The organism is Alkalihalobacterium chitinilyticum (assembly GCF_029028005.1).
Classification (GTDB): domain Bacteria; phylum Bacillota; class Bacilli; order Bacillales; family Bacillaceae_F; genus Alkalihalobacterium; species Alkalihalobacterium chitinilyticum.
This window is the reverse complement of record NZ_JAOTPO010000002.1, coordinates 215,576-228,194: the sequence shown is the minus strand read 5'-3', so window position 1 is coordinate 228,194 and position 12,619 is coordinate 215,576. Positions and strand designations below refer to the sequence as shown.

Annotated in this window: 14 protein-coding genes; 5 read left to right on the top strand and 9 right to left on the bottom strand. The window is 36.7% G+C overall.

The features are described 5' to 3' along the window. Positions 1–58: 58 nt before the first annotated feature. The 7 genes from N7Z68_RS03790 to N7Z68_RS03760 form a co-directional block, all read right to left on the bottom strand. A complete protein-coding gene (locus N7Z68_RS03790; RefSeq protein WP_275117125.1) occupies positions 59–661 on the bottom strand; it encodes a FixH family protein in 603 nt (200 codons plus the stop codon). Between the two features lie 155 nt (positions 662–816). Continuing rightward, entirely contained in the window at positions 817–2,205 is a 1,389-nt protein-coding gene (locus N7Z68_RS03785; RefSeq protein WP_275117124.1) for a sensor histidine kinase, read from the bottom strand. Beyond that, complete coding sequence (locus tag N7Z68_RS03780) at positions 2,202–2,888, bottom strand: response regulator transcription factor (RefSeq protein WP_275117123.1); 687 nt, start codon at positions 2,886–2,888, stop codon at positions 2,202–2,204. The genes N7Z68_RS03785 and N7Z68_RS03780 overlap by 4 nt, the downstream gene beginning before the upstream one ends. Beyond that, positions 2,881–3,864, bottom strand: a complete 984-nt coding sequence (locus N7Z68_RS03775; RefSeq protein ID WP_275117122.1) for a YncE family protein — start codon at positions 3,862–3,864, stop codon at positions 2,881–2,883. Before N7Z68_RS03775 ends, N7Z68_RS03780 begins: the two co-directional genes overlap by 8 nt. A gap of 119 nt (positions 3,865–3,983) precedes the next feature. Beyond that, entirely contained in the window at positions 3,984–4,457 is a 474-nt protein-coding gene (locus N7Z68_RS03770) for a thioredoxin family protein (RefSeq protein WP_275117121.1), read from the bottom strand. A gap of 6 nt (positions 4,458–4,463) precedes the next feature. After that, the gene (locus N7Z68_RS03765; RefSeq protein ID WP_275117120.1) at positions 4,464–4,892 is read right to left on the bottom strand and encodes a disulfide oxidoreductase; all 429 of its coding nucleotides are present in this window, start codon (positions 4,890–4,892) and stop codon (positions 4,464–4,466) included. A gap of 258 nt (positions 4,893–5,150) precedes the next feature. Further along, the gene (locus N7Z68_RS03760; RefSeq protein WP_275117119.1) at positions 5,151–6,629 is read right to left on the bottom strand and encodes a methyl-accepting chemotaxis protein; all 1,479 of its coding nucleotides are present in this window, start codon (positions 6,627–6,629) and stop codon (positions 5,151–5,153) included. Between the two features lie 295 nt (positions 6,630–6,924). Here N7Z68_RS03760 and N7Z68_RS03755 point away from each other — a divergent pair, with 295 nt between their 5' ends. After that, complete coding sequence (locus N7Z68_RS03755) at positions 6,925–7,824, top strand: EamA family transporter (protein WP_275117118.1); 900 nt, start codon at positions 6,925–6,927, stop codon at positions 7,822–7,824. A gap of 34 nt (positions 7,825–7,858) precedes the next feature. Here N7Z68_RS03755 and N7Z68_RS03750 read toward each other — a convergent pair whose 3' ends face one another. Continuing rightward, positions 7,859–8,689 carry an HAD family hydrolase gene (locus tag N7Z68_RS03750; protein ID WP_275117117.1) on the bottom strand — a complete coding sequence of 277 codons (831 nt, stop codon included), beginning with the start codon at positions 8,687–8,689 and terminating at the stop codon, positions 7,859–7,861. Positions 8,690–8,926: 237 nt separating this feature from the next. Between N7Z68_RS03750 and N7Z68_RS03745 the strand changes: the two genes are divergently transcribed. From N7Z68_RS03745 to phnE (N7Z68_RS03730), 4 genes are all read left to right on the top strand, one after another. Continuing rightward, positions 8,927–9,880, top strand: a complete 954-nt coding sequence (locus N7Z68_RS03745) for a phosphate/phosphite/phosphonate ABC transporter substrate-binding protein (RefSeq protein WP_275117116.1) — start codon at positions 8,927–8,929, stop codon at positions 9,878–9,880. A gap of 137 nt (positions 9,881–10,017) precedes the next feature. Then, positions 10,018–10,794, top strand: a complete 777-nt coding sequence (phnC, locus tag N7Z68_RS03740) for a phosphonate ABC transporter ATP-binding protein (protein WP_275117115.1) — start codon at positions 10,018–10,020, stop codon at positions 10,792–10,794. Then, positions 10,787–11,578, top strand: coding sequence for a phosphonate ABC transporter, permease protein PhnE (phnE, locus tag N7Z68_RS03735; RefSeq protein ID WP_275117114.1), 792 nt, complete (start codon positions 10,787–10,789; stop codon positions 11,576–11,578). Before phnC ends, phnE (N7Z68_RS03735) begins: the two co-directional genes overlap by 8 nt. Further along, positions 11,578–12,378: a phosphonate ABC transporter, permease protein PhnE gene (gene phnE, locus N7Z68_RS03730; protein WP_275117113.1), complete on the top strand. Its 801-nt coding sequence runs from the start codon at positions 11,578–11,580 to the stop codon at positions 12,376–12,378. The genes phnE (N7Z68_RS03735) and phnE (N7Z68_RS03730) overlap by 1 nt, the downstream gene beginning before the upstream one ends. A 52-nt stretch (positions 12,379–12,430) precedes the next feature. Here the strand turns inward: phnE (N7Z68_RS03730) and N7Z68_RS03725 are convergent, their stop codons facing one another. After that, on the bottom strand, positions 12,431–12,580 hold the full coding sequence (locus tag N7Z68_RS03725) for a YrzI family small protein (RefSeq protein WP_275117112.1): 150 nt from the start codon (positions 12,578–12,580) through the stop codon (positions 12,431–12,433). Positions 12,581–12,619 lie beyond the last annotated feature (39 nt).

Below are 12,619 nucleotides of genomic sequence, written 5' to 3'. Positions count from 1 at the left end.
AAAAAGCTTAGGGAACATCACTCGTTCTCTAAGCTTTTAGAACATTTTCTAAATATGATTAATGGTTGTGTTCATCTTCTTCTTCATCGTTATTATGATGATCGTGTTCATGCTCATCGTCGCCTTCATGGTCTTCGTGATCTTGGTGCTCATCTTGCTCATCATGCCCTCCGTGTTCACCATGACCTTCCATTTTAGTTGTTACTGTATCTGGTTGAGCTGTAATCGCTTCTACATCCACATCTCCTACGACCACCATCTGCTTTTCCATACGGTGCATCGCACAAGCTGTCACATGATAATAAGCATAATATACGCCTTCTTCTGGGAACGTCCAGTCTAATGTGTATAAACCGTCCCCTTGATTTTCAGTTTCTAACATATGGTGGTAATCTGGGTTCGCATGTTCCCATATTTCAAATTGAACGTCATCGGCCTGTTCTACATTAAATCCATCGTGGGTTACATGAGCAGTGAATTGGATACTTTCATCACTAACTATTGTTTCTGGGTCCCAAGTAAAATCAACTTCAATCGGAACAAGTGGATTTTCACATGGACCACTAGCTACATTAGCTTGTCCATCATCTCCTGTTTGACCGCAGGCTGTCATAAGTCCTAATAATAGAACAGAACCAATAATACTTAATTTCTTTTTCATTTTTAATATCTCCTTCTATGATCATATAAAGACCTTTAGATTACTGTTTCGTCTTCATATACGTTATATTGAATTTGTGATAAAACTTTGAAATCTCTCAAACAAATCTTTGAACATTTAATTAGACACTTTGTTTCACCTGTTTTTATCAGTAATTACTCAAAATCAAATAGTGGGATGGCGATAGAAACGGCTGTACCTTTTCCGACTTCAGAATCGATCATCAGTCTGCCATCATGCAGTTTCACTAGTTGTTGAACAATGGCCAGTCCTAAACCTGTTCCACCTTCACTACGTGTCCGTCCTTTATTTACTCGATAAAACCGTTCAGTAATTTTCTCTACATCCTCTTCCGGAATTCCTTCCCCTTCATCGGTAATTACAAGTACGGCTTCATCGTTAATTGTAGACAGAACAACATTAATTAATCCATGTTCTCTACTATAGCGTATTGCATTATTCAACACATTGGAAATGACTTGAACTAAACGGTCTTCGTCACCTTCAACAATAATCTCTTCATCTAAATTCTTTTGAATATTTATCTTCTTTTCTTTAGCATGCCATTCAAATTTTTCGACCACATCTTCAATAAGCTGTGCGAAAGGCAACGGTACTTTTGTTATTGGATAAGAGTCACCTTCTAATTGTGCTAAATCTAACAAGTCATGTACAAGCCTGCCAATATAGGCAGTCTCTTTTTTCATTGTATCAATATATTTTTCTTGCGATATCATCTCTTCTTCTAATGCCTCTGTATATCCTTTCATATAACTAATCGGTGTTCGCAGTTCATGGGAAACATTAGATAGGAACTCTCTACGCTTCGACTCTACTTGTTCAAGTGAATACGACATTCGATTAATAGACGTAGCTAATTGGCCCAGTTCATCTTTTCTATTAATATTTGCACGTTTAGAAAAATCGCCATCTGCCATCTGGTTTGTGACTTCCATCATTTTTTCAATCGGATGAATAAAAAAACCTGTAATTTTCCGAGTAATTACGCTAATAAAAATGAGTGTGAGCATCACTAATCCAATGAGAATAAAGCGGATCGACTCAAACGGCTCATACACTGCAGCTAAAGGCATATATAAAAAGAGGGCCGCCTCTAGTCCGTTGTTCCCCTGAATAGGGATAACTACTGCTACAATATCTTGAGCAAACCTTGGGTGTTCCCGGATTAGTATAAGTGTTTCACCTTCTAATAACACTTGTCGCTCTTCAAACGTAATTAATGTTTCTTCTATTTCAATCTCAAATGGAAGTCCGCCACTTAGTAACATGGGATCTTTCGTATAAATAACATTCGCTTCTAACACAGTATCCAGCCAGGCGATTTGATCGATTAGTTCAGCCTCTGAAAACTGATCATATTGCGTGGCAACAGCTTGTCCATGATGTTGTAATAACGAGATCTGTTTTTCAACATAAAACTTTTCGTACAAAAAATATGTCAATACAAAAGTTGCTATTACAGTTAAGGACATGAGGAGAATAAAGGACATCCAGATCCGTTGCTTTAACCCGCCCTTCTTCATTCATTGTCTCCATCAAATTTGTATCCAACACCCCAAACCGTCTTAAGCCAATTTCCATACTTTCCTAATTTGATACGCAGTGTTTTAATATGTGTATCAACGGTTCGAAACGTTCCTTTTTCGTAATCCATTCCCCAGACGAAATCATGAATTTGTTCCCGACTAAATACCATCTTTTCATGTTCAACAAGATATAAAAGTAAATCATACTCTTTTCTCGTCAATGTCACGTTTTGTTCATCTGCCATAACGGTTCTTCCTTCAGTATCAATTTCAAGACCTCCAAACCGTATAGCAGAAGCCTTTTTCGTCGTTAGTTCTATCCGCCGGAGTTGTGCTTCAATTCTAGCTACTAATTCTTTAGGGCTGAAAGGCTTAACAACATAGTCATCTGCGCCAATTTTTAACCCTTGCACGCGATCCATTTCACCGCCTTTTGCCGTTAGCATAATAATTGGCATTGTCCATTTTTCCCTTATTTTTTCACATGCTGTATAGCCGTCCATCTTCGGCATCATAACGTCTAGAACAATTAAATCTACTTTTTCTCGCTGTAAAATAGGAAATATTTCGGCCCCATCATGAGCTTTTAATACGTGATAGCTTTCCTTTATTAAGTAAGAAGTAACTAACTCTACTAATTCTTTTTCATCATCAACCACTAATATTGTTTTTCTACTCATTTTCAAACTCTCCTATAGCAATTCCAAATGGTCCAGCAGCCAATTCGATTTCCGTTACTACTTCATAATTTTTACGATCAATAACTGATAAGACATTACCATCTAAACCTGTTACAAAAAGGTGTTGTAACGTGGCACTCATATAATGCGGGTTATCCCCGACAACAACTCGTTCCATAACTTCATACGTGTTACGGTCAACTGCATACAAATCGCTAGAGCCGTGACATAATACGTAAAAATGATCTCCTATCGCATCATCATAAATAAAGATTGGCATTAGACCTACATCAACTTCTTTCACTTTTTCACCTGTAAGCGGATCATATGCCTCAATGCTTTCATTCCAATTTGTAAAGTGCCCATGACCGGCCACCCATAGGTATTTCCCGTCAAAAAATAAATCAGTTGGCAACTCTAACACAGGGAAAGTTAATTCTACTTCATTATTTAAACGATTAATGACTGTTATCGTTGGTGTTTCTCCGCTGCTAAGGACAAATAATAGTTCTCCATTATCATCTAAATTAGCTTGAATTGGATTTGGTTCAACATCTATTGAGATGAGCTTTTGTTTATTTTCTAACTGATAAACATGTAATTGATTTTCTTTCGCGTCTGTAATAAATAAAAGTTGTTCTTGCGCATCCACGTTCATACTCGTGATTCCTGCACCAAATTCAAGTAACGTTTCTATTTTTCCTGAATGCAAATCTACCAGTAATACTTCTTCCTCCAGCTTCCCGGCAATTGCCACTTGATTCGGTCCGATCGTTTCAAGCGAATGAATCTCAAATGGAAACTCTTCGGAATAAACCACCTCGTAGGACTCCAAATCAACAAAACTAAGCTTTTTATCCTTGAGATGTGTCACCATTACGAGCGGCTGTTTATCTGGTAGAGTCAGGTGAAGTTGTTGACAGCCTGTTGAGACAAACACGAATAGCAAAACAGCTATAATTAATTTTTTCTTCATTTTCATCACCTATTTTTACAGTAATCGTTTCTTCGTTTTAAAGTATCATACATTTGTGATGAGTTTGTGAAATCCACAAAAAGAGACTAACGTCTACTGTTAGTCTCCCCTGTTTCACCTTAGTTTAAAGCCTTCACTTGTTCAAACCAAGAACGATATTCTTCTTCTGAATATAAACCTTCCACTCTTCCAAGCTCTTGTCCATTCTCATAATGAACAATCGTCGGTGTTGATTGGATATTGTGCCCTGACCAACCTTCATTAAACTCAAGAAGGTTATATAGTTTTAAATCTATTCCCATGTCCGCAGTCATCGGTACAATAATTGGAGATGCTTCTACACATGCAGGACATGTTGGCTGATAAAAGTACACCGTCATACTTTCCCCATCTTCTAAAGACGATGTAAGTTCGTCCGGTAAAATAATATTTTGATAATTAGGATCATCTAATTGATTGATTGTTAACTGGTTAAGATTAGACTTTCCATATGGATTTCCTTCAACCTTTTTACTCGTTGAAGCATTATTGACAACTGCTAGAGCCGCAAAAATCCCGACAACGACGACTAAAAAAATAATGATTTTCTTCATCGGCTTCTATCTCCCCTGATTTGTTTTTAATATAACGACGCTAATGACAAAAATAATCGTAAAACCAACTAAAGCTAAAAATGGTATCGTAATAAACCCGAACCAATTAATATATTGACTTGCACACGGAATTAGCCCACACGAATCAAGTTTTGTCATCGCTGGTACTTTTTGCACTAAATAATGATAAAACGCAATGATTAAGCCAATCCCTGAAAATACAGCAGAATATAAGGCTTGCTTTGTATCCTTTTTGACCACAGCAATTCCTAGTATGATAACAATAGGATACATGAAAATGCGTTGATACCAGCAGAGTTCACACGGAATAAAACTGAGTATTTCCGAAAAATACAAACTGCCAATCGTAGCGATCAATGAGACGCCCCATGCTGCAAATAAAAGATTTTCGTTTTGTTTTATGTTATTTTTCATCGTTCACCCTCATTAAGCTTATTCGTCATAAACTCTATTCTTAATAGTACAAAAAAAAAGGACATTCAGCAATCAAACACCACTATATAATAATAGGAAATTATGAATAAAATATGAAACTGCACCTACTTTATCAAAAATAAAAGGATCTCAAACTACTTGTTCGTTATTCTTTAGTTTTCGTAAAGAGGAAGCAGTCACAAGAGACCTTTCCAAAACTAACTAAAAAATTAAAAAGAGAAAGGAAGGTCCTCTCTCTTACTCATTGACTAGTGCATTTAATTCTTTTGTTAAGCCTTCTAACTCTTTAAAACTATCAATAATTTCTACTATATATTGGTGCTGCTCTTCTACACTTGCAAATACTTCTTCCACCATTGCACTCGACTCTTGTGTCACATTCGTGACTTCAGATAATTCACCTGAAATCTTATTAGATGCATTTTCTAAAAGAAGCACCATATCCTCTAATTTTTGACTAAAAGAAACCACTTCTTCGGTATTTCTTAAAATTTCATTAAAACTTACTTCTGTATCTTCGGTTACTTTTATACTTTCGCCAACAATTTCTTCGCCTTTTTGAACTTCTTCTGTCACTTTCTCTGTTTTAGTTTTAATGTCTTGTAATATCGTTTCAATTTCTTTTGTTGACCGTTGTGAATCTTCAGCTAAACGTTTCACTTCATTTGCGACAACAACAAAACCTCGTCCATGTTCACCCGCTCTGGCCGCTTCAATCGAAGCATTCAGTGCTAGTAAGTTGGTTTGATTTGAAATATCGCTAATTGTTGTTAGGATGGTACTGATTTTTTGGCTTTGTTCGTTTAATTCCTTCATAACTACAGCTGCTGAAGTAATCACAGATTGAACATTATCCATCGTTCGACTTAACTCATTGACTTGCTTGTTGCCTCTATTCGTATGGTTGAGCGTTTCATTCGCAATGTTCTTGGCAGATTGTGTTAGTGTTGAAACATTTTGAACAGCAGTATTCTTATCACCCATTGACTCATTAATATCACTCACAGTTGAAGCTTGTGTTTCTACTCCTCTAGCCACTTCGGAAAAAGTTGATGTTAAGTCAGTTGAAACTTTTTGTGTGGCTTCAATATTCGTTTTCACTTGTTGACTAAACTCTGTAATGACGTTCACAGAATTCGTCACTTTTGCTAGCAACTGATCTACTTTTTGTTTACCCAGTAATGCTTCTTCTCCTTTTGTTTGAACATCTTTTTGCATATTCTCACCAATACGAGCTTGAGCAATTAAAACACCCGTAATAATAATGACAAAAACATTTAATGAAATGAGAATATTATTTTCTTGCCCAATAAACATGCTGTCTCTCAATGTAAAGAAGAAATAATTCGTCAACAATAACCCAATTCCTCCAGATAAGGCAATCGAGCGATAATTATGGAATAACGTTATAAATACAAGTCCTATGTAAACCATTAAATAATTCGATAGTTTCGGTGAGGTTACTCCCATGACAAAAGTTAACACACCAAGTCCAACAGCAATAGAATATTGTAAAGAATACGGCAACAATTTTTTGTAGGCCATTACTGAAAAAAAGATGGATAGAGACATACCTGTGACAGTATAGGCAATAATTCCTCCCATAGGTACGTCACTAATGAAGTTACTTATTAACCCAAGTAAAAATGCTCCCCAAAGGAGGTTAGATACTAGTTTATTCCTTTTGGCATATACTTCTTTATCTATTATTGACATATAAGTGCCCCCTTAACTTTGCTGAAATAAAAAATGAATGAATGATCATTCATGATCACTTCAGATATACATCCTTTAGTAAAATAGTTTTATAACTAATAGTTTACAAAAATTCTGACTAATACACAACTACTATTTTACAACATGGTAGTAGTATTTATTATTACTTTTGGTCTAGTTTTCAGTCATTTCACTATTATTTCTTTTTACAACTCGGTTTATGAAGAAGTTTTTTACTTGATCAATTTTCCAGCCTTCGATAAGATTAACCCGTTATGAAAAGGAGTTAAGTCAATTGAAATTAAAATATTCGTTATACGTCTTTATTGGAGCATGCAGCTATGGAATACTATCGACCTTTGTGAAACTTGCATATGAACAAGGGTTTATTCACCGTGAAGTCATCAGCAGTCAATTTCTGGTCGGATGGTTTTTATTATTACTTTTATTCTTATTTATAAGAAAACAAAAAGTATCCCGGAAGCATTTCTTCCTATTACTTGGTGCCGGAACGACAACGAGTTTAACAGGAATTTTTTACTATTTAGCTTTAGAAACCATCCCCGCTTCGTTAGCCATCATTTTATTATTTCAATTTACTTGGATTGGGGTATTCATTGAAGCGGTTACTGATCGTAAATGGCCTTCCAAAACAAAATTAATATCCATAGCCATTATCTTGGTTGGAACATTACTTGCAGCAGGACCTCTTTTACAAGTAACCAGCGAAGTGACACTCACAGGTCTCATTTACGGGTTAATTGCGGCTTTTTCATTTGCGTGGTTTATTTTTTTAAGCGGAAAAGTAGCGTTATCTGTTCATCCAATGACGAGAAGTTTCTTATTTATTACAGGTGCAATGATCTTAACGCTAATTCTGTTTCCGCCGACTTTTATTTTAAGCGGTGCAATACAAGAAGGTCTGTGGATCTATGCTCTACCATTAGGTTTCTTTGGATTAGTGTTACCGACGATTTTATTTGCAGTCGGTGTCCCCAAAATCGGTACAGGGTTAGGAACAATTCTCGGGGCTGCCGAATTACCAACAGCTGTTATCATGTCTGTCCTTGTTTTAAAAGAGTATGTCTCTCTTCTTCAATGGATGGGTGTCCTCTTAATCTTAATGGCTATAATCTATTCGCAGCACCAAAACCTGATTACTGAACTTTATAAAAAGAAAAAGCTAGAGACTTAATAAATAGAGTCTCTAGCTTTCTACTATTCTTACCTTACTTAAAACATTCTGAGATTTTATTGACAATTTGAAGAGTGTTCGTTTCCATAAGATCTGTTTCATGTGGTTGTATGTAAATGGCTTTCATCCCAAGTAAAAGGGCAGGGGCGATTTCATTAATAAAATTATCCCCAATAGAGATTACCTCTTCTTCTTTCACATCATACTGATCCATTAAATGCCTGAAAATATCAACCGTAAACGATGGCTTTCTTGCAGATGAAACAATATGTGTAAATACGTCAAGAAGTTCTAATTCTTTTAGTAGCCTTAACACATCTTCTTTATCACTATTTGTAAGTAATACAGTCGTCTTCCCCTGGTTTTGTAATTCAAGGATCCACTCTTTTAATCCAGGAATGGCTTGAAGTTCAAATGCTTCAGTGACCATATATTCCTTAGTTGCTAAATAGCTGCTGTAACAATCGTCTATTCCGTAATGTTTAGCCACAGTAAAAGGAAGCCACCACCCATCTCCTATAGCTACGATATTTTCAAAATCAAAGTTGACTTCATTAGGAAAGAAAGTTTTTATCTGCTCCTCGCCCCAAACCGTGCCGTCCCACTCTTCCACTTTCGTTACCGTCAACTTCATCGGATCAATGGAGAGAAGCACATCGCGGTTCACATCATAGGCTTTACCAATTTGTACGACATGGTTCCCAGATTTCGCTTGTTCATATTCTTTATAAAAAGTGTCTTGAACATCATTAGCCAGTTTATTCATTAAATGTCTCGCATAATAGTCAAAGTGCTCTGTACCTTCGTAAAGTGTTCCATCCAAATCAAAGACAATTAATTGACTATCCTTAAAAATGTGTTTCATTATATTCACCTCGAAAGAATTATATTAGAAAAAAGATAACATACAAATATAATACCTAATATACAGGTTTCACTGATGAAGTAAACCATTCTATTGTAAATTTAACGTAAATTTCGTTAAGATACGAATAATTATTTTAAGAAAGTTTAAAGATGTTCGTACTACCTATAGATTTTTTTTGAATTATGTTGCATAATGACAAAGTACTACAAATTTCTTACAGAGGTGAAAAAAGAAATGAAGAAAATTTATTCATTTGTATTAGCTGTAGCAATGAGTGTTGCACTAGTTGGCTGTGGAACAGCTGATGAAACTCCTGCTCCAGAAGAAACTGCTGGTGGAGACACACCAGAAACTACTGAAGAAGCACCAGCTGCGGATTACCCTGCTGAACTAGTGATGGGATTTGTTCCTTCTCAAGATTCAGCTAACATCGCAGACACAGTTGCTCCTCTTGCAGACCGTCTTTCGGCTGAGTTAGGTGTAACCGTTCGTGGTGAAGTTATGACTAACTACACAGCATTAGTAGAAGCAATGGGTAATGACCAAGTACATATTGGTTTCATCCCAGCATTCGGTTACGTATTAGCTACTGACCGTTATGACAACATTGAAGCTGTATTAAAATCAATTCGTCACGGTAGCTCAACGTATAAAGCTCAATACACAGTTCGTACAGATTCAGACATCCAATCTATTGAAGATTTAGAAGGAAAAGTTTGGGCTTTCCCAGATCTTGCTTCAACAAGTGGTTACTTATTCCCTGCTGCACAATTAGTTAACGAATACGGTGTTGATTCAGAGAACATCGCTGGTTTCTTTTCTGATATGATCCAATCTGGTGGTCATGATAACGCTTTAATTCAAGTACTAGAAGGAAATGCAGATGTTGCAACAACATTCGATGATGCTCGTACAGCAATTGAAGGAGACTATCCTGAAGCTATGACAGATCTTCGTGTACTTGGTTACACTGCTGAAATTCCAAACGACACAATCTCTTTAAATACTAACCTACCTCAAGAGTTAAGAGATGCTATCGTTGCAGCATTCATGGCATTTAACGATGACGAAGAAATGTTAACAATTATGGATGAAGTTTATAACTGGACTGGTATTGATACAGCTTCTGACAGCGACTACGATGTAGTTCGTGAAACAGCTGCCGTTTTCCCAGACATGTTAAAATAATCTAACTAGTTATTAAACTATTAAAAAATGTATTAGGGGAGAAGTTAACTTCTCCCCTCCTCTTATGTCCTATATGAATAGAACATAAGAAGAGGGGCCAAACACCTTCTACAAAGCTTACGAAATGAGGGAAAGAAATGATCGAATTTAAAGACGTATCACTTGTCTATCCTAATGGTACGCAAGGATTAAAAAATGTAAACCTTAAAATAAATCAAGGTGAGTTTGTAGTAATTGTAGGATTGTCTGGTGCAGGAAAATCCACTCTTATTCGTAGTATGAACCGTCTTGTTACACCTACAGATGGTGAATTACTCATTGATAACGAGGATATTCTAAAATATAACCAGCGCAAACTAAGAAAGCTTCGTACTGAAGTAGGGATGATCTTTCAAAACTACAATCTAGTAAAACGTTCCACTGTAATGAAGAATGTTATATCAGGTCGTTTAGGTCATACAGGTACGATTGCTAGTTTACTAAACATCTTCCCTAAGGAAGCCGTTTCACTAGCCTATCGCAGCCTTGAGCGTGTCAACATTGCTGAAAAAGTATATAGTCGTGCAGATCAATTAAGCGGTGGACAACAACAACGTGTAGCTATTGCGCGTGTGCTAACTCAACAACCTAAAATTATTCTGGCAGATGAGCCGGTTGCAAGTCTTGATCCACCAACTTCACATCAAGTAATGACGTATTTACGTAAAGTAAACAAAGAAGACAATATCACAACAATAGTTAACCTCCACTTTATCGATATGGCGATGGAATATGCTGATCGTATTATTGGAATGCGTGCAGGAGAAGTCGTTTTTGATGGACCTGCCAGTGATGTATCTGAACAAACATTTGAAGAGATTTACGGTCGAAAAATTCGAGAGGATGACCTTGTAGGGGGTCAAGAAGATGAGTAATCCCCAAATAAAAAGCGTTGTTTCCTCAAGAGCGAAGCTACGAATGACGATTATTCTCATAGCTATCGTCGGTATATATATTTACACATCTTGGGCTACACGTTCAACACCCGTTGACCTTATTAAGGGTTGGGGCGGCTTTCAGCGGATCTTAACTGATTTATTCCCACCAAACTGGTCGTATGCACCACAAGTTTGGGACAAGCTAGCCGAAACGATCCATATGGCAATTATTGCAACAACTCTTGCTGCCATTGTGAGTGTCCCTATTTTCTTATTATCAGCAGCAAATCTATTCCCGAGTCCTTGGATCCACCAACCTGTACGTTTTATTATGAATGTCTTGCGTACAATACCAGACATTTTACTAGCCATTATTTTCGTCGGTATTTTCGGTGTAGGTGTTTTCCCTGGGATTATCGCTCTATTTATTTTTTCTCTAGGTCTTCTCGCAAAATTAATGTATGAGACAATCGAAGCCATTGATATGAACCCGCTAGATGCTATCCGTGCATCTGGAGGAAATACCATTCAAGTAATCTGGTATGCGGTACTTCCGCAAGTATTACCACAATTCGTCTCCTTTAGCTTGTATGTTTTTGAAGTAAACGTTCGTGCCTCAACTGTTTTAGGTTTTGTCGGAGCTGGTGGTATCGGCTTATTACTTCAGCAACAAATAAGTTTCTTCAATTACCCGAGAGTCATGACGATTATTCTAATCATTTTCTTAGCTGTAATCATCATTGACTACATTAGTAATAAGATAAGGGAGAGAATTGTCTAATGGAACTAATTATGCCACCGAAGAAAAAACGTTCGGTTAAGAAGATTATTCGTAACATTCTTATTGCAGTTGCTATCATTGCTCTATATACTTGGACGTTTGTTTCCATTGATATTCGCTGGGAGCGAATTTTCAGTCAACAAACAATAAACAATTTTGGTCGAGTCATTCCACAACTTTTTTCACCAGATTGGAGTGCCTTTCCAAAAGTCATGGGCTTAATGTGGCAAACCTTACAAATGGCATACACAGGAACACTGCTAGCTGCCATTTTAGCAATTCCATTTGGATTTTTTGCCGCTAGTAATATGGTCAAGAACAAAGTATTAAACAACCTTTCTAAAGGTGCTTTAAACGGTATCCGTGCGTTTCCTGAGTTAGTACTAGCTTTAATGTTCGTTGCTGCTGTTGGTCCACGACCGTTTGCCGGCGTTTTAGCGATTGCAATCGGTTCGATTGGGATGCTTGGAAAACTTTACTCAGAAGTTATTGAATCAATTGACATGCATGTTGTGGAAGCACTTCAAGCAAATGGAGCGAATCGAATACAGGTTCTTTTCTACGGAGTTTTACCTCAGATTATTCCTGAATTTTTATCGTATGCGATCTATCGATTTGAAATTGACGTCCGTGCCTCTACGATTTTAGGAATTATCGGTGCGGGGGGAATTGGTACTTTAATTACCATTTCCATTGCAAACCGTAAATGGGATGAAGTAGGAATGATTTTACTTGTCATAATTATCGTCGTAACGATTATTGACACCATCAGTGCCCAAATTCGTAAGCGTATCGTTTAATGGTAATAGTAAAAGAGCGTTCATTTTAGAACGCTCTTTTTTGATGTTTATATTAGAGATACTGACGCATATGTCGATAACGGTCAATTGTATCTTGCATTCGTTTTTCACTTTTTTCGCGTTTGTAATATTTTTCTATATCACGTCCCGCTTGTTTACGCTTTGTAATCGTAATTGTGAAAAATAAAAATTGAATCGTCATAATTTACTGCCTCCTTTTCATAAAACATGATTAGGTGAG

Bases quoted from the DNA above. Each gene is read 5' to 3' on its own strand.
- N7Z68_RS03790 (WP_275117125.1), bottom strand. From the start codon at position 661: ATGAAAAAGAAATTAAGTATTATTGGTTCTGTTCTATTATTAGGACTT.
- N7Z68_RS03785 (WP_275117124.1), bottom strand. From the start codon at position 2,205: ATGAAGAAGGGCGGGTTAAAGCAACGGATCTGGATGTCCTTTATTCTC.
- N7Z68_RS03780 (WP_275117123.1), bottom strand. From the start codon at position 2,888: ATGAGTAGAAAAACAATATTAGTGGTTGATGATGAAAAAGAATTAGTA.
- N7Z68_RS03775 (WP_275117122.1), bottom strand. From the start codon at position 3,864: ATGAAGAAAAAATTAATTATAGCTGTTTTGCTATTCGTGTTTGTCTCA.
- N7Z68_RS03770 (WP_275117121.1), bottom strand. From the start codon at position 4,457: ATGAAGAAAATCATTATTTTTTTAGTCGTCGTTGTCGGGATTTTTGCG.
- N7Z68_RS03765 (WP_275117120.1), bottom strand. From the start codon at position 4,892: ATGAAAAATAACATAAAACAAAACGAAAATCTTTTATTTGCAGCATGG.
- N7Z68_RS03760 (WP_275117119.1), bottom strand. From the start codon at position 6,629: ATGTCAATAATAGATAAAGAAGTATATGCCAAAAGGAATAAACTAGTA.
- N7Z68_RS03750 (WP_275117117.1), bottom strand. From the start codon at position 8,689: ATGAAACACATTTTTAAGGATAGTCAATTAATTGTCTTTGATTTGGAT.
- N7Z68_RS03745 (WP_275117116.1), top strand. From the start codon at position 8,927: ATGAAGAAAATTTATTCATTTGTATTAGCTGTAGCAATGAGTGTTGCA.
- phnC (WP_275117115.1), top strand. From the start codon at position 10,018: ATGATCGAATTTAAAGACGTATCACTTGTCTATCCTAATGGTACGCAA.
- phnE (WP_275117114.1), top strand. From the start codon at position 10,787: ATGAGTAATCCCCAAATAAAAAGCGTTGTTTCCTCAAGAGCGAAGCTA.
- phnE (WP_275117113.1), top strand. From the start codon at position 11,578: ATGGAACTAATTATGCCACCGAAGAAAAAACGTTCGGTTAAGAAGATT.
- N7Z68_RS03725 (WP_275117112.1), bottom strand. From the start codon at position 12,580: ATGACGATTCAATTTTTATTTTTCACAATTACGATTACAAAGCGTAAA.